The 24,727-nt window shown below is 60.2% G+C and carries 28 protein-coding genes and 1 pseudogene; 9 read left to right on the plus strand and 20 right to left on the minus strand.

Annotated elements, in window-relative coordinates; all coding sequences use genetic code 11:
- Nucleotides 1–43 precede the first annotated feature (43 nt).
- On the plus strand, nucleotides 44–1,234 hold the full coding sequence (locus C6Y56_RS20390; protein WP_007950879.1) for an osmoprotectant NAGGN system M42 family peptidase: 1,191 nt from the start codon (nucleotides 44–46) through the stop codon (nucleotides 1,232–1,234).
- 59 nt (nucleotides 1,235–1,293) lie between these two features.
- The gene (locus C6Y56_RS20395; RefSeq protein WP_085710893.1) at nucleotides 1,294–1,521 is read left to right on the plus strand and encodes a YheU family protein; all 228 of its coding nucleotides are present in this window, start codon (nucleotides 1,294–1,296) and stop codon (nucleotides 1,519–1,521) included.
- Nucleotides 1,522–1,526: 5 nt separating this feature from the next.
- On the opposite strand, the gene csrA is transcribed toward C6Y56_RS20395, so the two are convergent.
- From csrA to C6Y56_RS20410, 3 genes are all read right to left on the minus strand, one after another.
- On the minus strand, nucleotides 1,527–1,712 hold the full coding sequence (gene csrA / locus C6Y56_RS20400) for a carbon storage regulator CsrA (protein WP_169431402.1): 186 nt from the start codon (nucleotides 1,710–1,712) through the stop codon (nucleotides 1,527–1,529).
- Nucleotides 1,713–1,848: 136 nt separating this feature from the next.
- Complete coding sequence (locus C6Y56_RS20405; RefSeq protein WP_085710895.1) at nucleotides 1,849–2,181, minus strand: YnfA family protein; 333 nt, start codon at nucleotides 2,179–2,181, stop codon at nucleotides 1,849–1,851.
- Nucleotides 2,182–2,245: 64 nt separating this feature from the next.
- Nucleotides 2,246–3,061, minus strand: a complete 816-nt coding sequence (locus C6Y56_RS20410; protein WP_169431403.1) for an SDR family oxidoreductase — start codon at nucleotides 3,059–3,061, stop codon at nucleotides 2,246–2,248.
- 256 nt (nucleotides 3,062–3,317) lie between these two features.
- Between C6Y56_RS20410 and C6Y56_RS20415 the strand changes: the two genes are divergently transcribed.
- Nucleotides 3,318–3,476, plus strand: coding sequence for a DUF3309 family protein (locus C6Y56_RS20415; RefSeq protein WP_169432680.1), 159 nt, complete (start codon nucleotides 3,318–3,320; stop codon nucleotides 3,474–3,476).
- A gap of 60 nt (nucleotides 3,477–3,536) precedes the next feature.
- Here C6Y56_RS20415 and C6Y56_RS20420 read toward each other — a convergent pair whose 3' ends face one another.
- The 10 genes from C6Y56_RS20420 to C6Y56_RS20465 form a co-directional block, all read right to left on the minus strand.
- Nucleotides 3,537–5,630, minus strand: a complete 2,094-nt coding sequence (locus tag C6Y56_RS20420) for an LTA synthase family protein (protein ID WP_169431404.1) — start codon at nucleotides 5,628–5,630, stop codon at nucleotides 3,537–3,539.
- A gap of 313 nt (nucleotides 5,631–5,943) precedes the next feature.
- Entirely contained in the window at nucleotides 5,944–6,549 is a 606-nt protein-coding gene (locus C6Y56_RS20425; protein WP_169431405.1) for an START domain-containing protein, read from the minus strand.
- A 41-nt stretch (nucleotides 6,550–6,590) separates the two neighbouring features.
- The gene (locus C6Y56_RS20430; RefSeq protein ID WP_085710899.1) at nucleotides 6,591–6,845 is read right to left on the minus strand and encodes a YkgJ family cysteine cluster protein; all 255 of its coding nucleotides are present in this window, start codon (nucleotides 6,843–6,845) and stop codon (nucleotides 6,591–6,593) included.
- A 166-nt stretch (nucleotides 6,846–7,011) separates the two neighbouring features.
- Complete coding sequence (locus tag C6Y56_RS20435) at nucleotides 7,012–7,491, minus strand: translation initiation factor 2 (protein ID WP_169431406.1); 480 nt, start codon at nucleotides 7,489–7,491, stop codon at nucleotides 7,012–7,014.
- Between the two features lie 74 nt (nucleotides 7,492–7,565).
- Nucleotides 7,566–9,005, minus strand: coding sequence for a PLP-dependent aminotransferase family protein (locus C6Y56_RS20440; protein WP_169431407.1), 1,440 nt, complete (start codon nucleotides 9,003–9,005; stop codon nucleotides 7,566–7,568).
- 201 nt (nucleotides 9,006–9,206) lie between these two features.
- Entirely contained in the window at nucleotides 9,207–10,010 is an 804-nt protein-coding gene (locus C6Y56_RS20445; protein WP_423815196.1) for an OmpA family protein, read from the minus strand.
- Nucleotides 10,011–10,015: 5 nt separating this feature from the next.
- Nucleotides 10,016–10,372: a DUF4398 domain-containing protein gene (locus tag C6Y56_RS20450; protein ID WP_169431409.1), complete on the minus strand. Its 357-nt coding sequence runs from the start codon at nucleotides 10,370–10,372 to the stop codon at nucleotides 10,016–10,018.
- Between the two features lie 9 nt (nucleotides 10,373–10,381).
- On the minus strand, nucleotides 10,382–11,218 hold the full coding sequence (locus tag C6Y56_RS20455; protein ID WP_169431410.1) for a substrate-binding periplasmic protein: 837 nt from the start codon (nucleotides 11,216–11,218) through the stop codon (nucleotides 10,382–10,384).
- 80 nt (nucleotides 11,219–11,298) lie between these two features.
- Nucleotides 11,299–12,243 (minus strand): electron transfer flavoprotein subunit alpha/FixB family protein, encoded by a 945-nt coding sequence (locus C6Y56_RS20460; protein WP_169431411.1) that lies wholly within the window; start codon nucleotides 12,241–12,243, stop codon nucleotides 11,299–11,301.
- Between the two features lie 2 nt (nucleotides 12,244–12,245).
- On the minus strand, nucleotides 12,246–12,995 hold the full coding sequence (locus C6Y56_RS20465; protein WP_007950859.1) for an electron transfer flavoprotein subunit beta/FixA family protein: 750 nt from the start codon (nucleotides 12,993–12,995) through the stop codon (nucleotides 12,246–12,248).
- Nucleotides 12,996–13,520: 525 nt separating this feature from the next.
- On the opposite strand from C6Y56_RS20465, the gene C6Y56_RS20470 reads away from it, so the two are divergent.
- Entirely contained in the window at nucleotides 13,521–15,185 is a 1,665-nt protein-coding gene (locus tag C6Y56_RS20470) for an electron transfer flavoprotein-ubiquinone oxidoreductase (protein WP_169431412.1), read from the plus strand.
- Between the two features lie 182 nt (nucleotides 15,186–15,367).
- On the opposite strand, the gene C6Y56_RS20475 is transcribed toward C6Y56_RS20470, so the two are convergent.
- The gene (locus C6Y56_RS20475) at nucleotides 15,368–16,258 is read right to left on the minus strand and encodes an AraC family transcriptional regulator (protein ID WP_011335404.1); all 891 of its coding nucleotides are present in this window, start codon (nucleotides 16,256–16,258) and stop codon (nucleotides 15,368–15,370) included.
- A gap of 191 nt (nucleotides 16,259–16,449) precedes the next feature.
- Between C6Y56_RS20475 and C6Y56_RS20480 the strand changes: the two genes are divergently transcribed.
- Nucleotides 16,450–17,502 (plus strand): NAD(P)-dependent alcohol dehydrogenase, encoded by a 1,053-nt coding sequence (locus C6Y56_RS20480; RefSeq protein ID WP_169431413.1) that lies wholly within the window; start codon nucleotides 16,450–16,452, stop codon nucleotides 17,500–17,502.
- A gap of 4 nt (nucleotides 17,503–17,506) precedes the next feature.
- Here C6Y56_RS20480 and C6Y56_RS20485 read toward each other — a convergent pair whose 3' ends face one another.
- The 6 genes from C6Y56_RS20485 to C6Y56_RS20510 all read right to left on the minus strand — a co-directional run bounded on the left by C6Y56_RS20485 (nucleotide 17,507) and on the right by C6Y56_RS20510 (nucleotide 23,278).
- Nucleotides 17,507–18,310 (minus strand): IclR family transcriptional regulator, encoded by an 804-nt coding sequence (locus tag C6Y56_RS20485; RefSeq protein WP_169431414.1) that lies wholly within the window; start codon nucleotides 18,308–18,310, stop codon nucleotides 17,507–17,509.
- Between the two features lie 60 nt (nucleotides 18,311–18,370).
- Nucleotides 18,371–19,681, minus strand: a complete 1,311-nt coding sequence (locus C6Y56_RS20490; RefSeq protein WP_169431415.1) for an MFS transporter — start codon at nucleotides 19,679–19,681, stop codon at nucleotides 18,371–18,373.
- Between the two features lie 96 nt (nucleotides 19,682–19,777).
- The gene (gene dgoD, locus C6Y56_RS20495; RefSeq protein WP_169431416.1) at nucleotides 19,778–20,926 is read right to left on the minus strand and encodes a galactonate dehydratase; all 1,149 of its coding nucleotides are present in this window, start codon (nucleotides 20,924–20,926) and stop codon (nucleotides 19,778–19,780) included.
- Between the two features lie 47 nt (nucleotides 20,927–20,973).
- Nucleotides 20,974–21,594, minus strand: a complete 621-nt coding sequence (locus C6Y56_RS20500) for a 2-dehydro-3-deoxy-6-phosphogalactonate aldolase (RefSeq protein ID WP_169431417.1) — start codon at nucleotides 21,592–21,594, stop codon at nucleotides 20,974–20,976.
- Between the two features lie 19 nt (nucleotides 21,595–21,613).
- Nucleotides 21,614–22,603 carry a 2-dehydro-3-deoxygalactonokinase gene (locus C6Y56_RS20505; protein WP_169431418.1) on the minus strand — a complete coding sequence of 330 codons (990 nt, stop codon included), beginning with the start codon at nucleotides 22,601–22,603 and terminating at the stop codon, nucleotides 21,614–21,616.
- Nucleotides 22,604–22,795: 192 nt separating this feature from the next.
- Nucleotides 22,796–23,278 (minus strand): GNAT family N-acetyltransferase, encoded by a 483-nt coding sequence (locus C6Y56_RS20510; RefSeq protein WP_039770630.1) that lies wholly within the window; start codon nucleotides 23,276–23,278, stop codon nucleotides 22,796–22,798.
- Nucleotides 23,279–23,349: 71 nt separating this feature from the next.
- On the opposite strand from C6Y56_RS20510, the pseudogene C6Y56_RS29270 reads away from it, so the two are divergent.
- The 4 genes and pseudogenes from C6Y56_RS29270 to C6Y56_RS20525 form a co-directional block, all read left to right on the plus strand.
- Nucleotides 23,350–23,493: pseudogene (locus tag C6Y56_RS29270) on the plus strand (HD domain-containing protein); the annotation flags it as partial.
- 82 nt (nucleotides 23,494–23,575) lie between these two features.
- The gene (locus tag C6Y56_RS20515) at nucleotides 23,576–23,920 is read left to right on the plus strand and encodes a hypothetical protein (protein WP_169431419.1); all 345 of its coding nucleotides are present in this window, start codon (nucleotides 23,576–23,578) and stop codon (nucleotides 23,918–23,920) included.
- A gap of 59 nt (nucleotides 23,921–23,979) precedes the next feature.
- Nucleotides 23,980–24,234, plus strand: a complete 255-nt coding sequence (locus tag C6Y56_RS20520) for a hypothetical protein (protein ID WP_011335416.1) — start codon at nucleotides 23,980–23,982, stop codon at nucleotides 24,232–24,234.
- A gap of 88 nt (nucleotides 24,235–24,322) precedes the next feature.
- Nucleotides 24,323–24,703 carry a Rho termination factor N-terminal domain-containing protein gene (locus C6Y56_RS20525; protein ID WP_169431420.1) on the plus strand — a complete coding sequence of 127 codons (381 nt, stop codon included), beginning with the start codon at nucleotides 24,323–24,325 and terminating at the stop codon, nucleotides 24,701–24,703.
- Nucleotides 24,704–24,727: the final 24 nt, after the last annotated feature.

Consider the following 24,727-nt stretch of genomic DNA (forward strand, 5'->3'; position numbering starts at 1 on the left):
CCCGCGTTGAACGCGCGAATGACGCCCCGCAACAGGAGTTTCCATGACCACCCAAATTCCCGAACCGGATCTGAATTACCTGCAGAAAGTCCTGCTGGAAATGCTCGCCATTCCCAGCCCTACCGGGTTTACCGACACCATCGTGCGTTACGTCGCCGAACGTCTGGAGGAACTTGGCATTCCCTTCGAAATGACCCGTCGCGGCACGATTCGCGCCACCCTCAAGGGCAAGAAAAACAGCCCTGACCGCGCTGTCTCGGCGCACCTGGACACCATCGGCGCCGCCGTGCGCGCGGTGAAAGACAACGGCCGTCTCACCCTGGCGCCGGTGGGCTGCTGGTCGAGCCGCTTCGCCGAAGGCAGCCGCGTCAGCCTGTTCACCGACAACGGCGTGATCCGCGGCAGCGTGTTGCCGCTGATGGCGTCCGGGCATGCCTTCAACACGGCCGTGGACGAGATGCCGATCAGCTGGGATCACGTCGAGCTGCGGCTGGACGCCTATTGTGCGACCCGCGCCGATTGCGATTCGCTGGGCATCAGCGTCGGCGATGTCGTCGCCTTCGACCCGCTGCCGGAATTCACCGAAAGTGGTCACATCAGCGCTCGTCACCTGGATGACAAGGCCGGCGTCGCCGCACTGCTGGCAGCATTGAAAGCCATCGTCGACAGCGGTCAGGAGTTGATGATCGATTGCCATCCGCTGTTCACCATCACCGAGGAAACCGGCAGCGGTGCAGCCGCGGCGTTGCCGTGGGACGTCAGCGAATTCGTCGGTATCGACATCGCCCCGGTCGCGCCCGGCCAGCACTCCAGCGAACATGCCGTGAGCGTGGCGATGCAGGATTCCGGTGGACCGTACGACTATCACCTGTCGCGGCACTTGTTGCGCCTGGCCGGCGAACACGAACTGCCGGTGCGCCGTGACCTGTTCCGCTACTACTTCAGCGATGCCCACTCGGCGGTCACCGCCGGTCACGACATCCGCACCGCCCTGCTCGCCTTCGGCTGCGACGCAACCCACGGCTACGAACGCACGCACATCGACAGCCTGGCCGCGCTCAGTCGCTTGCTGGGGGCGTACATTCTGAGCCCGCCAGTGTTCGCCAGCGATGCCCAACCGGCCACCGGGTCACTGGACCGTTTCAGTCATCAGATCGAACACGAAACGCAAATGGAGAGCGACACCCGTGTGCCATCGGTGGACAGCCTGGTGGGGCAACGCTCGGACAGTTGAGTCTGGCCCTCGGCGATCATTCGCCGTAGCATCCCGAGATTGATTTAGCCGAGGTGCCCATGCTGATTCCCTACGACGCGCTCGAAGTCGACACCCTGACCCGCCTGATCGAGGATTTCGTCACCCGCGACGGCACCGACAACGGTGACGACACGCCATTGGAAACCCGCGTTCTGCGGGTTCGCCAGGCCCTGATCAAAGGCCAGGCGCTGATCGTTTTCGATCCGGAAAGCGAGCAATGCCAGTTGATGCTCAAGCACGACGTGCCCAAGCACCTGTTCGACTGAAACGGTCAGCGGCCCTTGCCGCTGGCCTGTTTGCGCTGGATCCGCTCGTAGACTTCGGCGCGGTGCACATTGACCTGCTTTGGCGCCTCGACGCCGAACCGCACGCTGGAGCCGTTGACCGCCAGAACGCGCAAAGTGATGTTGTCGCCGATGGAAATCAGTTCACCGACAACACGGCTGAGTACAAGCATGGGGGGTGTCCTTCAAGGTTTTCGAGCCTTGAAGATGCGCGGCTTTCGAGCACCCTACAATGCGCTGCGGGCAAATCAGTCAAACCCTACAGGCCCGGGCGCCTTGGCCTTCAGATGTTTCCTTCAAGCCGATGCTTCAGGTCGCCGAAAACCGAGGCCCGAACAGAATCACGCTGGCCCCGATTACACACAAGGCGACACCGATCCAGTCTGATCCCAGCGGACGGATACGCTCGACCACGGCCAGCCAGCCAATCGAGGCAATGATGTAGATGCCGCCGTAAGCAGCGTAGGCGCGGCCGGCGTAGGTTGCTTCAACACGCGTCAACAGCAGCGCAAACAGGGTCAGGCTGAGCAGCGCCGGGATAACCCACAAGGCGCTCTTGCCCTGGCGCAGCCACATCCAGAACGCGAAACAGCCGGCGATTTCAAACAGCGCGGCGAGGAAAAACCACAGGTAATTGAGCATGCAAGACATCTCGTCAGGGTGACTGTTGCGGCCACCCTAACGATGCGACGAACCCCGGGCAAGTTCAGCCGTTGTTCTGCTTGGCCTTGGCGCGCATCTTTTCGGCCATCGCGGTCATTTCGTTGTACAGCAGCTGCGGGTTCTTCTGCTTGATCGCCCAGGCCATTCGCCCTTGCTCATGGGGCAGGATCATGAACTCGCCGGCCGCAACCTGCTTGTAGATGTAATCGGCAATATCGGCGGCGGTGATCGGCGAACTCTCCAGCAACTTGCCAACCTGGGCTTTCATGGCCGGTGTCGGACCACGGAACGAGTCCAGCAGATTGGTCTGGAAGAACGACGGGCAGACCACATGGACACCGACTTCCTGCTGGGCCAGTTCGATCAACAGGCTTTCGGACAACGCCACCACGCCGGCCTTGGCGACGTTGTAGTTGCTCATCGCCGGACCTTGCATCAGTGCCGCCATCGAGGCGATGTTGATGATCTTGCCCTTGCTTTGCTCCAGCAACGGCAGGAACGCCTTGCAGCCCTTGACCACGCCCATCAGGTTGATCGCGATCTGCCAGTCCCAGTCTTCCAGCGACAGCTCGCTGAAGAATCCACCCGAGGCCACACCGGCGTTGTTGACGATGATGTCGATGCCGCCGAACTTCTCTTCACAGGCCTGAGCGAACGCAGTGAGCTGGCTGTAATCGCGCACATCGCAGCGCTGGATGAAACCGTCGCCACCCGCCTCGCGAACCAGTTTCAGAGTCTCCTGCAAGCCGGGCTCGCTGACATCGGACAACGCCAGTTGCCAGCCTTCACGCGCCCAGCGCAGCGCGATTTCGCGACCCAGGCCGGAGCCCGCGCCAGTGATCATCATGCGATTTTGCATAGCAGACAGCCTTGTTGTTCCGGGGAAGATGCGCGCAGTGTAGCGAAGGAACCGGAGCGACCCACGCTCCATCAGATTGCTGAATGGCAGGAGCAAACTGCGGCATCAAACGAAATAAGAGTGTTAGCCAAATACACTGAAAAAACATTGAATTTTCTTTCATGCGCAGCAGTCGGAATTTGTAAGCCGTCTGGATTTAGTTCAACTTCCAGCCGCCCTTGAACACCAAGACTTTTCAGACACTATCAACAAGGAAATCGACATGGGCACAATTCTTATCATTATCCTGATCCTGTTGCTGATCGGTGGTCTGCCGGTCTTCCCGCACTCCAGAAGTTGGGGTTATGGCCCTTCGGGCATTATCGGTGTGGTGCTGGTAGTCCTGTTGGTGCTGCTGTTACTCGGTCGGATATGACTATTTGACCGACAAAAAAAGAGGCCCTTCAAAGGGCCTCTTTTTTATTGCGCCGAATGATCAGTCCGGCTTGCCGTTAATCACACCGGCGGTGTTGTCGATCAGGCTCTTGGTGGCCGTCTGCAGGAACGCTTCGAGCTTGAGTTTCAGTTCGGCGGTACGCGGTGCGTCCGGAATGATTTCGGCAGAAGGGTTCGCGCCCAGTTGGTACTGGTAGATCTTCGGCGCCATTTCCTTTTCCTTTGGCAGAACCAGGATCTGGTCAGCGGTCACGATCGCCGTGGTCTGCTCGCTGCCCGACGGCTTGATCACACCGAAACCGGTGTCGCCTGCCGGCAGGTTGAGCAGGTCACGACCCCAGCACTGATGGCGCACTTCGCCGCCCAGACGACCCATGATGGTCGGCACGATGTCGATCTGCGTCCCTACGGTGTGGTCACGGGTACCGAATTTTTCCTGGATGCCCGGTGCGATCATCAGCATCGGTACGTTGAAGCGGCCCAGGTCCATTTCGGTAATCTGACGCTCGTTGCCAAAACCGTGATCGCCGACGATGACGAACAGGGTTTCCTTGAAGTACGGCTCCTTGCGGGCCTTCTCGAAGAACTGGCCCAGCGCCCAATCCGCATAACGCATGGCGGTCAGGTGTTCGTTGAGCGTGCCACGATCGGTCACGCGCTCGACCGGCAATGGCGTCGGCAAGGCGTACGGCGTGTGGTTGGACAGGGTCTGCAGCAGTGCATAGAACGGCTTGCCGTTTTCCCGCGCCTTGAGCTCCACCAGACCACGGTCGAACATGTCCTGGTCGGACACGCCCCAGGTCGGATCGGAGAACACCGGATTGACGAAGTCGTTGCGGCCAACGAAGTTGGTCATGCCCTGGTTGCTGAAGAAACCGGACTGGTTATCCCAGGCGAAGTCACCGTTGTAGACGTAGACGTCGTCATACTTGCGCGCACTAAGCAGCTGCGGCAGGCCGGACAGTTTGTGGCTGCCTTCCGGGGTCTGCATCAGGTACTCGAAACCCGGCAGGTTCGGAAAGCACGCCATGGTGGCGAACATACCCTGGTGGGTGTGGGTGCCGTTGGAGAAGAAACGGTCGAACAGCAGGCCTTCCTTCGACAGTTTGTCGAGGTACGGCGTGATGTTGCCCGGCGCGCCCAGAGCGCCCACCGAGTGACCGGCCATGCTTTCCATCAGGATCACGACGACATTCTTGATCGGCAGGGTCTTGTCGGCTGGCGGGGTGTAGTCGCGACGTACGGCGGCGATGTCGGCATCGACCAGTTTGTCGTCCGGCATCACCAGCATTTCGCGCACCACTTTCTGCGCCTGATCCTGCGGCAGCGTGGCTTTCCAGATGTTGTTGCGGTCTTCGCCCATGCGGTCCTTGGCGGCCGCGATCAGCGACAGGGTGCCATTGAGGCCGAGCTGGTTGGCGAAGTTCGATTCGGTGGTGTACACATCACCCCAACGCAGCGGCGGGCCCTGACGCAGGGTGCCGCGCACGGCGACCACACAGATCAGCAGGCACACCACGAACACCGCCAGACGCGCATACCATGGCGCCACCTGACGGGTGCCGACGTTGCCACCGCTGAACGGGCCACGCGGACGGGTCAGACGGTCGGCGGCCTTGAACGCCAGGGTCAGGATCACCGTGCCCACGGCCCAGGCCAGCAGGTAACGCACCACCGGGAAACCGTACCAGAGCATGCTCATCACGGTTTTCGGGTCTTCCTTCACATACTGGAACACCAGGCCGTTGAGGCGCTGGTGGAACTCGCGGTAGAAGTCCATCTCCATCAGGCCGAGGAACAGCGCGATGCTGGAGGTCACGGTCAGCCACAGGCGGAAGAACCCGCGCGCAGCCATGGCCCGGGCACTGAACAGCGCCAGCACCATCGGAACGCAGAGGTAGACCACCAGGCGCAGGTCGAAACGCAGGCCGTTGGCGAAAGCTTCGAAGAAGGTCGAAGCCGGGGTGTCGAGGATCATCTCGCGGTTGTAGACCAGCAGCGCGAGGCGCAGCACGGAAAACATCACCATCATGACCAGCGCGCACAAGAGCGTGTAGGCCAGATGCGATTTGACGGTCGGTTGCAGCAGGCGACTGGAAGATCGCTGCTGATTCAGGGCGTCCGGGTTTGCCATGTCGTTTTAGGACCCATTGAAAGTTGAAGTTGCAAAAATACAGCTGCGCCCTGCCCTCTGTTGGCCATTCCAGGCCCCGGGGCTTGCGCGGTGCGCAAATGTTGCACGATCACCGGCGGCATTGCCATTGATTACTGCCCGGCTGCCGGACTCTTTCATTAAAGGCACGGCATACCCGGACAGATAAAAACTGCGCGGGCGAATTGTCTTGAAGACTTTGTGAAAATTTCGTTCAACGCATATCCGGAAACACAATATCGCTACAAAGCAAAACGCCCCGAGTTCTTCGGGGCGTTTGCGGAGCACGCGACGCTTACTTCTCGGCGCGTTCTTTCAGGGCTTTCAGGGTATTGAACGGTGCGTCGACCACGAACTTGTTGGCAATCATCGACGGCACGCTGCCACCCGGCTCGGTGTGGACCTGATAGGTCACTTCGACCTGATCGCCCTTCGGCACGAACTTCCAGAAGCCTTTGATCTGAGCGACCCGGACAAAGCCTTTTTCTTCCGGAAGATACTTCGGCACGCCTTCCAGGTTGCGGGTCAGGCTGCCATCGGCCCCCTCAACGGTGGTGACATGCAGGATCGAATCGCGCGGGGTCACCGGCCATGGCGTATTGAACTGGGTATAGGTCCAGCTCTGGTCGCCTTCATGCTTGAGCAGTTTCTGGGTCTTGCACTCGTGAATCCAGGCACAGGCACCGGGGACGTCTTCCTGCAGTGCGCGCAGTTTGGCGACGGTAGTCTTCATCAAGGTCACGCCCTGGTAAGACTTGTAGTCCGAACCCGGCACTTCGCTCAGGGAGACCTTGATGCCGTCTTCGTTCTTGACCACTTTCCAGTCTTCAGCCTGGGCAGCCGAAGTGGCCAGCACGGCAGTCAAACCACACAACACAGCGATACGATGCAGCGAACCCATAGTCTTATTCCTTATTGTTGAAGTTCCGTACGTTTGACACATCACGCCGCCGTCATCTGCTCCCACCAACCGAGCAATCTGATCGCCTCTTCCTGACTGCTTCCGCAGACTTCGACATCGGCGCTGAACCCTGAACAGACCGCTGGACGTTCCGGTCGGCCGAAAATGCTGCACAGGTTTTCGACCGACAGCTGAACGCAACGTTCGCCGGCAGGTTTGCCATCGGGCATGCCCGGGATCGGCGAGCTGATTGAAGGGGCAATGCAACAGGCGCCACAGCCTTCACGGCATTTCATGACGACGAGCTCCTCGCGACGAGCAATGTGTTAAAGGGACGCGGAACAGAGTAACCGCTAAAACGGCTGTGTTAAATTCCCTGAACCCGGGTTTTTACGCAGAAATGAAAGTGACTGACCAGTCTCCGACAAAGCGTCTGGTCTGCGGGTCACGGATCATTTGAATTTACTGCTTGAATTCGAAATCCAGCGCCGCGCCTTCGACGTCTCTGCGCTCTTCATTGCGCAGCTGCAACTGCATTTCATTGCTCAACAGGCGACCGTTGAGCTGGAACCCGCTGTTCTTTTCACCGAACATCTGCGGCAGGACCGTATCGTGCCTGGGCAACGGCACGGTACCGGCAGGTTTCAACTGCTGAACCATTTCCCTTGGCAGGCTCAGGTCGAGTCTGGCCGGTGGCAACTGCGTTTTAACCACTTCGCTGGCAGGTTTCGACTTGGAGGCGATGGGAGGCCGCTTCTTTACGGGAGCCGCTTTCTTCTGCGTAACCTTTGGCGTTGCTGCGGTCTTTTTCGCGGAGGCCGGTTGTCTGGCCGTCGTCGTGGCTGGCGCCTTTTCCTGAACGGAGGCCGCCATGACCCCGGACACGTGGCCCGACAGCAACAGGCAAAGAACAACCCAGGCGGCAGGAAAATTCGCTTTCATGAACCCAACAAAACTAACGGCAGAGGGCCATATGCTCGCCTGTTGGGCGCGGCATGACAAGCTCCGCCGAAATCTCAGAAGCCCGCAGCCATCTCTTGACAGAGCTGGGTCGCCAGCAGGCCGAGTGTCATGAGGGCGCGTTCCGCCTCACGATTCCACGGGGTACCGCAGTTCAGGCGGATACAGTGATTGAACTGCTCGGTATTACTGAAGATCAGTCCGGGGGCGATGCTGATGCCCTGCTGCAGCGCGCGGACATGCAACTCCTGCGTGTTGACCCGCCCGGGCAGGCTCACCCACAGGATGAAACCGCCAGTGGGCCGGGTCATTTGCGTGCCTTCAGGAAAGTACTGCTGCACCGCCAGCTGGAACGCACTGAGGTTTTTTCGGTATTCCTGGCGGATGTACCGTAAATGCCGGTCATAACCGCCATTTTCCAGATAAGCGGCAATCGCCATTTGCGTGACGCTGCAAGCCGAATGGGTGGTGAAGGTCTGCAGACGCTGGATTTCCTGCTGATATTTACCGGCAATCATCCAGCCGACGCGCACACCCGGCGACAGCGTCTTGGAGAAACTCGAACAGTAAATGACCCGATCCAGCCGATCATAGGCCTTGAGCGCCTTGGTGCGACCCTGCTCGAACATCAGTTCGCCGTAGATGTCGTCTTCGACGATCTGGATATCGAAGTCCGAGGCCAGACGCAGCAATTGTTTTTGCCGATCCTCGGGCATGGTGCCACCCAGCGGATTGCTCAGCCGAGTCGTCAGCACGAGGGCTTTGATCGACCATTGATTGGCCGCCAGTTGCAAGGCTTCAAGGCTCATGCCGGTGGCCGGGTCGCTGGGGATTTCGATGACTTTCAGGCCCAGCAGGTCGGCCAACTGCAAGAGGCCGTAATAAGTCGGTGACTCGGCGGCAATCAGATCGCCCGGACGGGTCAGCACCCGCAATGACATCTGCAGGGCATCGACACAGCCATGGGTGATCACTACTTCCGAAGGGTCAACCACCACCCCGGCATCGCGCATACGGATCGCCACTTGCCGACGCAACGGTTCGAAACCCGGGCTGAACATGTAGCTGAAGGCCCGCGGGCTATGGAATCGGGTGACTTTGGCCAATTGCTGATGCAGTGCGCGCACCGGTAAATAATCAACACTTGGCACCGCTGCCCCCAGCGGGAACACGCCTTCTCGACGCGACTCGACCAACACTTGCTGAATGATGCTGGCACGGGTGACCAGGCCGGGCCGTTCGACCCGGGCGATGTCCGGGGTCGGCGCCGTCAGCGCCGGCGTCTGGTGTACGTAATAACCGGACTGCGGTCGCGCCCGGATCAACCCCTGATCTTCAAGATTGGCGTAAGCCTGCAACACCGTCGCGTGGCTGACATTGAGCTGCGAACTCATCTTGCGCACCGAGGGCACGCGCTCGCCGGGTTGATAGACACCACGACGGATGTCTTCGGCCAGCTGTTGAGCAATACGTTGGTAGAGCAAAAGATTGGTCATGACGCAGCACTCGATTTCACGGGCGTTTTATTCTTGTGCGAAACAATACCGGAACAGTTCTGAAGTGTACTGGGACAGTTGCCATATTAGTCAACCATACAGTGCAGTGTCGGTTAAATCTGTACTGCTTTGTGAGGTAATCGACAGACGTGAAAAAGCCCGGCGCTGCATGACAGGCCGGGCTTTCCAGTAACGCCACCCTCAGCGGGCGGCGCCGAGCTGGCCTTTTTCGTCGGAGAACACGATTTCCACCCGACGGTTCTGCGCACGCCCACGTTCGGAAGCGTTGGCGTCTACCGGGTACTCGTCGCCGTAGCCTTCGACCTGAATACGTTTTTCGTCGATGCCCAGATCCGTCAGTACGTCAGCTACGGATTGTGCGCGATCACGAGACAATTTGAGATTTTCCTGCTTGCCACCGGTGCTGTCGGTATAGCCCTCGATTCGCACTACGCGCTTGGGATTGAGCTGCAGGAATTGCACGATCTTCAACACCACACGATTGGCCGAGTTCTTCAGTTCGGCTTCGCCGGTATCGAACAGCACGTCACCGAGGGTCATCACCAGTCCGCGATCGGTCTGGGTAGTGGCCAGTGCAACGATCTGCTCCTCCAGCCACTTGCCCTGCTGCTGCACGCTCAACAGTTTGGATTCGCGCAATGCCAACTGCAGGCGTTGGCGCTCGAGCTCAAGCTTGGCCGCGCGTTCCTCGTTGAGTACCAGATTGGTATGCTCTCGGGCGATCTGGCTGTAACGCTGGCTCAAGTAGGAATAATGCACCACGTCCGCACCGCTTCCCCAATAGGTGGAGAGACGGTCGGCACGGGCCAGGGACTCACCGGCCCGAATCACGTCTTTCGGCGCGATACGCAGCACATTGGAATCTTCCTTGACCTTCTGAAAGTCAGCGCTGGCCTCCTGCAAGGCGCCCTCGCTGTGTTGACCGGCGCAGCCAAAGAGGCTGGTACAACCGACGAGCACCAGCCCGCCGAACAATTTGGACATCGAATTCATCGGGCATCCCCCAGTTGCTTGCGCAGACGGACGATGCGGGTATTGAGCACGTTCAGTTGCTCCTCGCTTTTCTGGGTCAGCACCTTGGCTTCAGCCAGACGGGCGTCCAGCTCGGCCTGTTCGGCGCGCATCCGTGCATTCTTGAAGGATTCGCCAGCCATGCTGCCCTTGGCCCGATTGAATTTGTCTTCGGCCAGTTTCATCTCGGGCACTTCATCGGCAGTGGCGCCGACAGCCTTGGCTTGCTCGAGCGCCTGCTCGGTCAGCCGCATTTGTTCGTGGGGTGCCGGATCACTGGCGCAACCGGCCAGGGCCAGAACGGCCAGAGCCGCGAAAAGAAGTCGATTACTCACTAAGAATCCCTACTGTTTTGGGGCGCTGACAGGTTGCTGCGGCGATTGTTGCTGCTGCGCCTTCCAGCGCTCGATGTTGCGTTGCAGCGCGGCTTCCGTCAGGCCGGACGCGGGCAATTCTGTCATCTTTTTGGCCAGCTGTCCGCGCAACCACGGATCGTTGCAAGCCGAGTTGTGGGAAAGCGCAAGGAACAGACCGGGCCGGTCAATCGGTTGCTCGAAAGCCAGCAGATCATTGGCCATGCCCAGTGCCTGCGCGGCTGCCATCCCCGAGTAGCGGCCGGCGAGTACATATTCAACCTCCCCCAGCAGAAGTTTCTGAAACGCCTGGGTCAGGTTTGCCGTCCGGGTCAGGGTCAATTGCTGCTCGGCAAAAGTGCTGAATGCCTGGGTCATTCGAGACTTTTCCGACAAGCCTCCGGTATGTCCATGCAGGTCTTTGGCTTCGTTATAGACGAGCGTCGAGCCCTTGCGCGTCCACACCAGGTAATCGTTTTCCAGTAGCGGAGGATGGATGTAGTCGAGATTTTCCAGCTCGTTGAAGTTCAGGGGAGCGTCCGCCAGCACATCCATGCGACCACTGCGAACTTCGTCGAGGGCCTGGGCGCGTTTACCGGCATAGAGCAACTCGACCTTGATCCCCAGGTCCTTCGCAACCTGCTGCAGCAGGTCAGCGCTGGCACCGATCAGTTGTTTCGGGTTTTGCGGGTCCTGCCACAGATAGGGCGGAGCGTCAGGGCTGCCAGTGACGACCAGTCGCTCGCATTTGCCCGCTGCATTGGACAACCCCGGCAACAGACTGGAGAACAGCAATAACGAGAAGCCTAACCGGCGATGCAGATCCATGGCGAAACGCTCCCACTCAAATCCGAGACAAAAAAAAGCCCGACCAACAGGCCGGGCTCTTTATAAGTGAAGCCGCCGGATTAGACCAGCTTCTCCAGCTCAGGTACGGCTTCGAACAGATCCGCCACCAGGCCGTAGTCGGCCACCTGGAAGATCGGCGCTTCTTCATCCTTGTTGATCGCAACGATCACTTTGGAGTCTTTCATGCCGGCCAGGTGCTGGATCGCGCCGGAAATACCGACGGCGATGTACAGCTGAGGTGCAACGATCTTGCCGGTCTGACCGACCTGCATGTCGTTCGGGACGAAACCTGCGTCGACCGCAGCGCGGGAAGCACCGACGGCAGCGCCCAGCTTGTCGGCCAGGGCGTACAGGTGTTTGAAGTTGTCGCCGTTTTGCATGCCACGGCCGCCGGAAACGACGATCTTGGCAGCGGTCAGCTCAGGACGATCAGACTTGGCCAACTCTTCGCTGACGAAGCTGGAAGTGCCGGCGTTATGGGCAGCAGCAACCGCTTCAACGGCAGCCGAACCACCTTCAGCGGCAACCGGGTCGAAACCGGTGGCACGCACGGTGATCACTTTGATCGCAGCGGTCGATTGCACGGTAGCGATGGCGTTACCAGCGTAGATCGGACGCTTGAAGGTGTCAGCGCTTTCTACCGAGATGATCTCGGAGATCTGGTCAACGTCCAGCTGGGCGGCAACGCGCGGCAGGATGTTTTTGCCGTTGGAAGTGGCGGCAGCCAGGATGTGGCTGTAACCCGCGCCCCCGCCTTCATGGGCAAGAGCAGCAACCAGCGGAGCAACGTTTTCCGGCAACTGATGCGCGTAAGCGGCATTGTCAGCGTTCAGGACTTTGCTCACGCCAGCGATTTTCGCGGCGGCTTCAGCCACGGCGCCAGCGCCTTGACCAGCAACCAGAACGTGGATGTCGCCGCCGATTTTGGCAGCGGCAGCCACGGTGTTCAGGGTGGCCGGAGCCAGCACCTTGTTGTCGTGTTCGGCGATTACCAAGATAGTCATGATCAGATTACCTTCGCTTCGTTTTTCAGTTTCTCGACCAGTTCAGCCACCGACTTGACCTTGATACCCGCGCTGCGTGCAGCTGGCGCTTCGACTTTCAGGGTCTTGTTGGTGGAGGCGGTGGAAACGCCCAAAGCGTCCGGAGTCAGCGTCTCGAGAGGCTTCTTCTTGGCTTTCATGATGTTTGGCAGGGACGCGTAGCGCGGCTCGTTCAAACGCAGGTCGGTGGTGACGATGGCCGGCAGTTTCAGGGAAACGGTCTGCGCGCCGCCGTCGATTTCGCGGGTCACGGCAACGCTGTCGCCGGAGACTTCGACTTTCGAGGCGAAAGTGCCCTGACCGTAGCCGCTCAGTGCAGCGAGCATCTGGCCGGTCTGGTTGTTGTCGCTGTCGATGGCCTGTTTGCCCAGGATCACCAGCTGAGGCTGTTCCTTGTCGACCACGGCCTTGAGCAGCTTGGCCACGGCCAGGGAAGTCAGGTCTTCAGCGGATTCGACGAGGATGGCGCGGTCGGCACCCAGAGCCAGTGCGGTACGCAGCTGTTCCTGAGCGGTGGACGGGCCGATGGAGACGACGACGATTTCAGTCGCAACGCCTTTCTCTTTCAGGCGTACGGCTTCTTCCACTGCGATTTCGCAGAACGGGTTCATCGACATCTTGACGTTGGCGAGGTCTACGCCGGAATTGTCCGCCTTGACGCGAACCTTGACGTTGTAATCCACAACGCGTTTGACAGCTACAAGAACCTTCATGGATTCCTCGTTACTCTCCGGTGAAAAGAAAGTCGCCTAGGCGAACCTGGCGGTTGATGCTCATCGGGCACAAGGGCACCTCTAAAAACGCCGGCTGAGCGGGATGACCGTTCGTCAGTCGTGACCGACGAGTCATGCCGCTTCGCGGTGTGTAAACTGCGCGCCGAACCTGCGCTGCGCATCACCGGTTACCGCCTACGCCCTGTCTTTAGAGGTGCTCTTGAAACCACCATTCAGCCTACGGCGAGCGCAAAACCGCCCGTATCTTGACCGGAACGCCCATTCTGGTCAATACGCCAAAATGCCCTGTCATAAGCCGCGCTTCTTTGATTTCTCTGGGCTGGAGCCGATTCAAACAAACGTTTGTATTGGACGCTAAGAGTGGTGTAGATATAATGCGCCGCCTAGAGAGAAAGGTGGTTTGCCCATTATTACCCTTGACGTTAACGTAAAGGCAATAACGGATACGACACCGAACCTCCAAATTAGAAAAAAAACTGTTGAGCCTTGAGTAGGAGATAGCCTGTGGAACGCGAATACATGGAATTCGACGTGGTCATCGTCGGTGCCGGCCCCGCTGGCCTGTCCGCCGCCTGCCGTCTGAAGCAGAAGGCCGCCGAAGCCGGTAAGGAAATCAGCGTCTGCGTGGTCGAAAAAGGCTCCGAAGTCGGCGCGCATATCCTGTCCGGTGCCGTATTTGAACCACGGGCCCTGAACGAACTGTTCCCGGACTGGAAAGAACTCGGCGCTCCGCTGAACACGCCTGTCACCCGCGATGACATCTTCGTGCTGAAAAACGCCGAAAGCGCGCAGAAAATTCCTGACTTCTTTGTGCCCAAGACCATGCACAACGAAGGCAACTACATTATTTCCCTCGGCAACCTGTGCCGCTGGCTCGCTCAGCAGGCCGAGAACCTGGGCGTGGAAATCTACCCGGGCTTCGCCGCTCAGGAAGCGCTGATCGATGAAAACGGTGTGGTGCGCGGGATCATCACCGGCGACCTCGGTGTCGACCGCGAAGGTCATCCGAAAGACGGCCTGTACACCCCGGGCATGGAACTGCGTGGCAAATACACGCTGTTCGCCGAAGGCTGCCGTGGCCACATCGGCAAGCAGCTGATCAAGCGCTACAACCTCGACAGCGATGCCGACGCCCAGCACTACGGCATCGGCCTGAAGGAAATCTGGGAAGTCGACCCGGCCAAACACCAGCCAGGCCTGGTAGTACACACCGCCGGTTGGCCGATGGACATCATGGGCACCGAGAACACCGGTGGCTCCTTCCTTTATCACCTGGAAAACAATCAGGTGGTGGTCGGTCTGATCGTCGATCTGTCCTACAGCAACACCTACCTGTCGCCGTTCGACGAGTTCCAGCGCCTCAAGCATCACCCGGTACTCAAGCAGTACCTGGAAGGCGGCAAGCGAATCAGCTACGGCGCACGTGCAATCTGCAAGGGCGGCCTGAACTCGCTGCCGAAAATGGTGTTCAAGGGTGGCGCGCTGATCGGTTGCGACCTTGGCACCCTGAACTTCGCCAAGATCAAAGGCAGCCACACTGCGATGAAGTCCGGCATGCTCGCCGCTGAATCCGTGGCTGACGCGCTGTTCGCCGAGAAAGACGGCACTGAAGAGCTGACCACCTACGTCGACGCGTTCAAGAAGAGCTGGCTCTACGAAGAACTGTTCGCCAGCCGCAACTTCGGCCCGGCGATCCACAAGTTCGGCGCCATCGTTGGCGGTGGTTTCAACTGGCTGGACCAGAACATCTTCGGCGGCAAACTGCCGTTCACCCTGCACGACACCAAGCCGGACTACGCCTGCCTCAAGCTCGCGGCCGACTGCAAGAAGATCGACTACCCGAAACCCGACGGCAAGATCAGTTTCGACAAACTGAGCTCGGTGTTCATCTCCGGTACCAACCATGAAGAAGAACAGCCGTGCCACTTGAAACTGACCGACCCGACCATCCCGTTGAGCCGCAACCTTCCGATGTACGACGAACCGGCGCAGCGTTACTGCCCGGCCGGCGTGTATGAGGTGATCACCAAGGAAGACGGCGAGAAGCGCTTCCAGATCAACGCCCAGAACTGCGTGCACTGCAAGACCTGCGACATCAAGGACCCTTCGCAGAACATCACCTGGGTGACGCCGGAAGGCGCTGGCGGCCCTACTTACCCGAACATGTAAGTCGAATCGCTGAACATCAAGGCTCCCTGTATGGGGGCCTTTTTGTTGCCCACTATTCCTGCAACGCCACAAAACCAATGTGGGAGCGGGCTTGCTCGCGAAGGCGTCGTGTCAGGCAGCATATCTGTCAACTGACACACTGCATTCGCGAGCAAGCCCGCTCCCACAGGTACTGTGGCAACTCAGGCAGCGCGCTCATCCCCGGGGCTGCGTTCGAAATAGCGCTTGTACTCGCGACTGAACTGCGACGTGCTCTGATACCCCACCCGATGCGCAACCTGGGCGACACCCAGCCCCTCGGCGATCAACAACGTCTGCGCCTTCAACAAGCGCAAACGCTTCAGATACTGCACCGGCGACAGCAGCGTGCTGCGCTTGAAGTGTTCGTGAAAGGTCGAAACGCTCATGTTCGCGCAACTGGCCAGCGTCTCGACGTTCAACGGCTCGGTGTAATGCGCATGCAGATGACTGATCGAAGCCGCCACCCGGGCAAATTGCCCCTGCTGTTCCACCAATGCCCGCAGCACGTCCGCCTGAGGCCCGCGCAACGCGACGAACAACAATTCACGCACCCGCGCCGGTCCGAGAATCTGGCATTCCAGCGGATCGTGCAGACAGCGCAGCAAGCGTTCGACACAACCGCGCATGTCATCGTCGAGCACCACCGAGGTCATCGACTCCGGTGTCTGCGCCGGAATATGCCGCCCCGGTGCCAGCCCCATTGCCAGCACCAGCTCACCGAGCAGCACCCGGTCGATCGCCACCGACACGCCGAGCAACGGCGCGTCCGGCAACGCATAGGTCTCGCACTCGAACGGCACCGGCAGCGCCTGGATCAGATAATGCCCCGCGCCATATTCCATGGTGCGAGGGCCGAGATACGCCAGTTTGCTGCCCTGAGCAATGATCATCAGGCTCGGTTCATAAATGTGCGGGCCACGGGCGACGTCGCAACTGGCGCGCAACACCTGCACGCCCGGCAGCCCGGTCTGGCTGTAACCATCGCGCAGCGCCAGGGGTTCGATCAGCGAAACCAGGGTGGCGTTGGCATCAAGGTGACGAGTCAATTGCATCGGCTGGCTCTTCAGAAAAAATCACGGAAAAAGGGATAAAAGCATCATCGCAGATCCTTTTGCCAATGCGACCGATCAACCCCGCATGCCGGAGGATTAGGCATGACACCCGGAGGAATCGCCATGGCCGGGCGACCAGATGGCGCCCAGAATGCGCCACCTCACTTGTCACTGCTTTTGCGAGGTTTCACATGTACACCGCCATCGGCTATGCCGCTCAAACGGCCACCACGCCCCTCGCCCCGATGAAATTCGAACGCCGCAGCCCTCGTGCCGACGACGTCGCCATCGAAATCCTGTACTGCGGCGTCTGCCATTCCGACATCCACCAGGCGCGCAACGAATGGGGCATCGCCGTTTACCCGTTGATGCCCGGCCATGAGATCGTCGGAAAAGTCACCGCCGTCGGTGCGAATGTCACCAAGCACAAGGTCGGCGATCTGGTCGGCGTCGGCTGCATGGTCGATTCCTGCCGCACCTGCGAAGCCTGCCAGTCGAACCTCGAGCAATACTGCCTCGAAGGCCCGACCATGACCTACGCCACCCCGGACCGGGTCGATGGCAGCAACACCATGGGCGGTTATTCGGACAGCATCGTGGTCAGCGAGCACTTCGTGGTGCGCATCCCCGAGAAGCTGGATCTGGCGGCTGCCGCGCCGATTCTCTGCGCCGGCATCACCACCTACTCGCCACTCAAGCACTACGGCGTGAAGGCTGGCGACAAGGTCGGGATTCTCGGCATGGGCGGCCTCGGCCACATGGGCATCAAGTTCGCCAAGGCCATGGGTGCCGAAGTGACGCTGTTCACCCGTTCGGCAAGCAAGGCCGAGGAAGGTCGTCGTCAGGGCGCCGATCACGTGATCGTCTCCACCGACGAAGAACAGATGAAAGCCGCAGCCGGTCGTTTCGACTTCCTGCTGGACACCATTCCGGTGCAGCACGACCTCAACCCGTACCTCGACACTCTGCGCTTCGACGGCGTGCACATTCTGGTGGGTCTGATCGAACCGATCGATCCGCCGGTCCACGCCGCCAAACTGGTACTGGGTCGTCGTGTATTGGCCGGTTCGCTGATCGGTGGCGTCGCCGAAACCCAGGAAGTGCTGGATTTCTGCGCCGAGCACAACATTAGCTGCGACATCGAAATGCTCGACATCCGCCAGATCAACGAGGCCTACACCCGCATGATCGCCGGTGATGTGAAGTATCGCTTCGTCATCGACATGGCGACTCTGAAGCTCTGATTCCTCAGACCTTCAAGCCAAGCTCCGCCGAGAGCCGGGTTGTGACTCCTTTGATCAGGGGAATCAGCTCGGCCATTTTTTCCAGCGGCATGTACGGCACGGTGCTGGCGATGCTGATCGCTGCGACGATGCGCTTGCTCGCGTCGCGGATCGGCGCCGCCACGCAGCGGATCGCCGGCTCGTTGTCTTCCAGATCGAACGCATAGCCACCGGCCACGTACTCGGTCATCCGTTGCGCCATTTGCTCCCACGACTGCTGGGGATGCTGCGGCCAGAACTGACTTTTCCCGCCCGCCGGCAGGCTGATTTCGTACAGCCGCTGCCAATCCTGCGGCGAATCATCCAGCATTAGCGCCTTACCGATTCCGGTTCGTGCCAACGGCATGCGATGGCCAACCCGCGAACGCATTTCCGGGCCGTTGCGTCCCGGATTCTTCAGCAGGTAAAGCACTTCGTCGCCTTCACGAATCCCCAGGTGAACGGTGTCGCCGGTCAGCGCCGACAACTCGTCCAGATACGGCCCGGCCAATGTCGCCAACGGCAACTCTTCACGCGCCTGAAAACCCAGTTCGATCAGCTTCGGCCCCAGCAGGTAACCGACTTGCGGCACGACGCGCAGGTAACGCTCGTCCACCAGACAACTGGCCAGACGATGAGTGGTGCTGCGGGTGGTGCCGATCAGGCGGGCAATCTCTTTGAGATCGCGGGCGCCACTGGCAACCGCCTGCACCACACCCAACCCGCGAAGCAGGGTCTGGGTGCCGGTCGGCGCGGCGTCCTTGGCATTTTTCGGGGCGTCTTCCTGCATATCCAGCCTTTAGCGTTGAGCGAGGGAACGGGCGGCATTATGGTCGCCCGACAGGGACGACTACAACTCGATGCGCTCGACCTTGCCCACCAGCAGCACGTAGGACAAAGCACCGATCAATGCCAGAACCGCGATGTAGGTGATCGCCGGCGCGAACGAATCGCCGCTGGCGAGAAAGCCGATGACAATCGGCGTGGCAATCGCCGACAGATTGCCGATGAAGTTGAACACCCCACCGGTCAAGCCCAGCAACCGCGCCGGCGCCAGCGTCGAGACCAGCGACCAGGTGATCGACGCCAGCCCGTTGCCGAAAAACGCCAGGGCCAGGAAGGCAATCACCAGCGGCGTCGACTCGACGAAGTTGGCCCCGATGATCGAGGTAGAAATCAGCAACCCGCCAATGATCGGCAGCTTGCGCGCAAACCCGACGGTGCAGCCACGGCGGATCAGGAAATCGGAAAAGAACCCGGAGCACAGCACGCCGATGAACGCGGCGAGAAACGGCAGCGAAGCCAGCAGACCGGACTTGATGAAGTCCATGCCGCGGTATTTCACCAGGTAGGTCGGGAACCACGTCAGGAAAAACCACAGCGTCGAGTTGAGGCAGAACTGGCCGAGGTAGATCCCCCACAACTTGCGTTTGCTCAGGACGATGCCGAGATCGGTCCAGCTGAATTTCGCCTTCACTTTTGCAGTTTCAGCGGCGATATCCACCAGGCCGCCGCCCTCGCGGATCAGGTCGATTTCCGCTTCGTTGGCGCCTTTGAAATCACGCGGCTCGCGATACACCGCGTACCAGATCGCCGCCCAGATGATGCCCACCGCGCCGGTCACGACAAACACCATGTGCCAGCCGAACTCGTGTTGCAGCCACGCGAGCACCGGGGTCAGAAACGCCAGCCCGACAAACTGCCCGGAGGTATAGAAACCGATGGCCGTGGCCCGCTCACGCTCGGGGAACCAGGTCGTCACCACACGGCTGTTGATCGGGTACGCCGGCGCTTCCAGCGCACCGACCGCCATGCGCAGCACGAACAGCGCGATGAAACTGGCGGCGAACCCGAGCATCACGGTGGCCAGCGACCACAACAACAGCGCAACGCTGTAAAGAATGCGCGGCGGCACGCGATCCACCAGCCAACCGCCGGGGATCTGCATGGCAGCGTAGGTCCAGCCGAATGCGGAAAAGATCAGCCCGACATGCACCGGGTCGATGCCCAGCTCGGAAGTGAGCGCCGGGGCGGCAATCGACAGATTGCTACGATCGAGGTAGTTGATGACCACGGTGATGAACAGCAACACCATGATGAAAAACCGCTTGCGGCTGGGCGTGACTAACGTCGCTTGCCCGGTGAGGGTTTGCGGTTGCATGGGAAGCGCCTCTTTTTATGTTTATTGAGGTCGGGGGGATGCAGATCTCCGCTCCCTGGAGATCTGACTTACTGGATACGGCAGGAAATCAGCGACTCACCACTCGGCAAAACTGCCATCGGCATGACGCCAGATCGGGTTGCGCCAGCGGTGGCCGACCGACGCGCGTTCGATCACGTATTCCTCGTTGATCTCGATCCCCAGCCCCGGGCCGTTCGGAATTTTCACGAAGCCCTTGTCGTAGTCGAACACCCGTGGATCCTTCACATAATCGAGCAGGTCATTGCTCTCGTTGTAATGGATGCCCAGGCTCTGTTCCTGGATAAACGCGTTGTAACAAGCGGCGTCCAGTTGCAGACACGCCGCCAGTGCAATCGGCCCCAGCGGGCAGTGCAGCGCCAGCGCCACGTCGTAGGCTTCGGCCATGTTGGCGATCTTGCGGGTCTCGGTGATGCCGCCGGCGTGGGAGGCATCGGGCTGGATGATGTCGACGTAACCTTCGCTCAACACCCGTTTAAAGTCCCAGCGCGAAAACAGTCGCTCGCCGAGGGCAATCGGGGTGCTGGTCAGCGGAGCCAGTTCTTTCAACGCTTCGTAGTTTTCGCTGAGCACCGGCTCTTCGATGAACATCAGTTTGTACGGGTCGAGCTCCTTCATCAGCACCTTGGCCATGGGCTTGTGCACCCGGCCATGGAAGTCGACGCCGATGCCGACGTTCGGCCCCACCGCATCACGCACGGCGGCAACGTTGGCCAGCGCCAGGTCGACCTTTTCGAAGGTATCGAGAAATTGCAGCTCTTCGGTGCCGTTCATTTTCACCGCCGTAAAACCACGGCCCACCGCCTCTTTCGCGGCCCGCGCAGTGTCCGCCGGACGGTCGCCGCCGATCCACGAATACACACGGATCTTGTCCCGCACCTGACCGCCGAGCAGGTCACTGACCGACACGCCCAGCGCCTTGCCCTTGATGTCCCACAGCGCCTGGTCGATGCCGGCCAGTGCGCTCATGTGGATCGCGCCGCCCCGGTAGAAGCCGCCGCGATACAGCACGGTCCAGATGTCCTCGATATTGCGTGGGTCTTTGCCGATCAGGTAGTCGGACAATTCCTCGACCGCAGCGGCGACGGTGTGGGCGCGGCCCTCGACCACGGGCTCGCCCCAACCGGTCACGCCCTCGTCGGTTTCGACTTTCAGGAAGCACCAGCGCGGCGGGACGATGAAGGTGGTCAGTTTGGTGATTTTCATCTTTTTATCTCTCTTGTTAGATGCAGCGCACGCAGCGCCAAAAAGTCTCAGCGAAGGGCTTTCCAGGCCGCCACGTAGGCCTTGGCATTGGCCGCTACTTGCTCAGTCGTCATGCCTGGCTTGAACAGCCCGGAACCGAGGCCGAAGCCTTTGACGCCAGCGTCGATGAACACCTGCATGTTGTCCGGTGTAATGCCGCCGACGGGCGCCAGGATCGTCCCCACCGGCAGCACCGCCAGCCAGGCTTTCACCACCGCAGGCCCCATCTGTTCGGCCGGGAACAGCTTGAGAATGTCGGCCCCCTCCTCCAGCGCCGCGAAGGCTTCGGTCGGCGTGGCGACGCCCGGCGACAGGTACAGCCCCGCCGCTTTCGCGGCCCGCAATACCTTGGCATCGCTGTGGGGCATGACGATCACCTGGCCGCCAGCCTCCTTCACCCGTTCGACCTGTTCCGGGGTCAGCACCGTGCCGGCACCGATCAGGCAATCGGCGGGCAGGGTCTCACGCAGGATGCGAATGCTTTCGTACGGTTCGGGGGAATTGAGCGGTACTTCGATGACGCGAAATCCGGCCGCATACAGGACTTCTCCGACAGCGGCGGCTTCCTGCGGATGCAGGCCGCGCAGGATCGCGATCAGACCGTTTTGCGCCAGTGCTTGCTTGAGCATGTCAGGCCTCCAGTCAGGGTTAACGGGATGAGGAATCGATCAGTCCGGCGGCGAGCGCCAGTTGCCACAGCCCACGCTCGGTGGCTTGCTCGGCCAGCGTCACCCGGGCAAAACCGCAGGCGTCGAGGGCCCGGCTGTAACGGGCGCACAACTGTGCGTTGCCGATGAGGACGATCGAAGGAAGCTGTGCGCTGTTGCGCCGGCGTCGTTGCACGTTGGCCAGCGCCGTCAGTTCGTGGCCAATCAGCAGGCCGGACAGATAGTCCGGTTGCGCGGTGGCGCTGAGTTCACCGGTCAGGCCCAGGCTGCGGGCGCTGAACAAGGTCGACAGCACGCCGATCTCGCCCTCCGCCGACAACGCCACCTGCACGCCGCGATCAAACGCCTCGGCATTGAACGTTGCGCTGTGCTGTTGGGTACGGCCGAGAATGCTGTGTTCGCTGAGCACGGCGAACACTTCGCCGGTCATGAAGGTGTCGAAACGAGTGATGCAGCCATCGGCCACTTCCACCCATTTCGAATGACTGCCCGGCAGGCCGATCAGCAGATCATTGCCCGCCTCGATCGGCAGGTTCTGCAGGACGCCGAGGACCTGGGTTTCCTCGCCGCGCATCACGTTCGGCAGTGCCGAACGCTGAATCACACCCGGCACGATATGCACGTCGACACCGCGAAGACTGCGAACGGTTTGCAGGGATTTTCCGAGATCGGCCACGTTGGCCGGCGTATCGCGGTAGGACGCTTCGCGCCAGCCCTGAGCGCTGCCGACCATGCCGCACGCGATCACCGGCAAGCCGGGTTGCGCATCGAGCCAGTCGCCGCACGCCTCGTCGAACGCCAGTTCAAAACCCTCGGCGCATTCGCAACCGTTGATGAGCCGCGGCGTCTTCGGCAACTGCATGATCCCGAACGACAGCGACCGCTGCGCCAGCACCTGCCCGCCCGCCGCGAGTTTGTAAGCACGTAGTGAGGTCGTCCCCCAATCGAGCGCGATCAATTGCGCCAGCATCGCTTCACCTGTTTTGTTATTGGCAGTGAGTGAGCCGGACTATAAACCTGAGTAAAGCAAAATCTCAATATATAAATATCATTCCCACATTATGGGACGAAGACAAAAAAAGATCGCAGCCGTCGGCAGTGCTTGCGGGAATAACAATTTCCCTGCAGTAGCTGCCGACAGCTGCGATCTTTTACGCCGGGCTCAGTTGCCCTCGGCAAACTCCCGCAACACCTTGCCATCCATGCGGTAACGCACCCACTCTTCCTGCGGTTGGGCGCCAAGGGATTTGTAGAATTCGATGGCCGGGGTGTTCCAGTCCAGCACGCTCCATTCGAAGCGGCCGCAGTCATTGGCGCAGGCGATTTTCGCGAGGTGGCGCAGCAGGGTTTTGCCGGCGCCGCCGCCACGCTGTTCGGGGGTGATGTACAGGTCTTCGAGGTACAGGCAGTTGCTGCCCAGCCAGGTCGAATAGCTGAAGAAAAACACCGCAAAACCGATCGGCAGACCGTCGCGCAGGCAGATCAGGCCATGAGCAGTGGCGCCTTCGCTGAACAGGCTGCGCTCGATGTCGGCGACGCTGGCGATGACTTCGTGACGGGCCTTTTCGAAGTCTGCAAGTTCAGTGATGAACGCGAGGATTTGCGGAGCATCGCTGGGGGTCGCCGGGCGGATTTCGATCGTCATGGACGGGCCTTGTCGGAAAAAAGAAAACGCCATACTAAGGCGGCGCGCGGCGCTCGTCACATGGCAATCCTTTCCAGACCAGACTGCTGCACCTTGCCGACGGTTTCCAGACCGTTGCCGGTCAGCGCCTGGCGCAGCTCCGTCATCGACGCTTGAAAGGTTTCATGGAGCAATTCAAGGAAGAGATCGGCCTCGAAAGCGCTCAGCCTTTCTGAACCGTTCGTCGATCATCAGGCACCAATCTTTCACGAGGGCAGACCAACAGGAGGTAAGGATTTCAATCACTGGAGACCCCCTATGATCTCGTCAAGGTTGACTGCGCTCGTATTCGCTACCCTCCTCAGCCCGGCGGTATTTGCCGCCTCGACTACCGCTGCCGGAACCGGGCCGACCGATCCGGTTACCCAGCCAAGAGCCCCCGCCATCAACAGCGCCCCCGGTATGAATACCGACGGTTCGGGTGTACCGCTGATCAATCAGCCACCCGCCACGGGAACCGATCCTCGCACCCAGGGCAGCGATCCCGGTCGCCAGGGCGGGATGAACACACCCAACGCTCCGGCTACCCCGGATAACGCCGGTCCAGGCGTCGGCTCGAAAACCACCACGGGTGGTTCGGGCTCTGAAGGCGCAGGCCAGTGATCCGTGCGTGATCCACGCAACACGCAACATGTCTTATCCACTTCCCTGAAGAGGTAACCATGAACGTCGATAAAAACCTGGAAAAAGAAGTCCTCACCCGCCTGTTGCATGCACATCCAAGCGGCCTCGGCAAAGAGGTGCTGGACAATTATCGCGGCGAGAAAGTCGTGGCCAGCGCCCTCGCCGCCTTGCAGGAGCGTGGACTGATTCACCACGGACACATCACTTGCAATGAAGCGGGAGAACATTCGCTGAATCTGCCGATCAAGCTCAGCGCTGCGGGTGTGGAAGCGGCCCGTAAACTCGATACCTGACGCCTCCAGTCGCTGGCGCAGGCAATGGTCGAATGCACTGCCTGCGCCAGTTCATGCAGAGATTTATCCGGATACAAGGAGAATCGTCATGCCTCGTGGAAGCAAAGCCAAATACACTGAAGAGCAAAAGCGCAAAGCCAAACACATCGAAGACAGCTATCAGAACAAAGGGATGTCCAAGGACGAAGCTGAAGCCCGCGCCTGGGCAACGGTGAACAAACAGTCCGGAGGCGGTGAGAAGGCCGGAGGTTCCGGGCGCCGCAAACCTGCCGGCGCCAAGGCCGAGGATCGCAAGGAATCGGCGCGGCGCGCGGCGGTGAGTCGTGAAGGGCATTCGCGCGACAGCAAGGCTTCGCGCGAAGTGCAGACGGTCGACAGCCTGCGAAAGGAGGCCCGCGAACGGAAGATTCCCGGGCGCTCGTCGATGCGCAAGGATGAGTTGATTGCGGCATTGCGCAAGGCGAGTTGAATCAGGCTTTGCGCTGAATATTCT

Source organism: Pseudomonas fluorescens (genome assembly GCF_012974785.1).
Classification (GTDB): domain Bacteria; phylum Pseudomonadota; class Gammaproteobacteria; order Pseudomonadales; family Pseudomonadaceae; genus Aquipseudomonas; species Aquipseudomonas fluorescens_BT.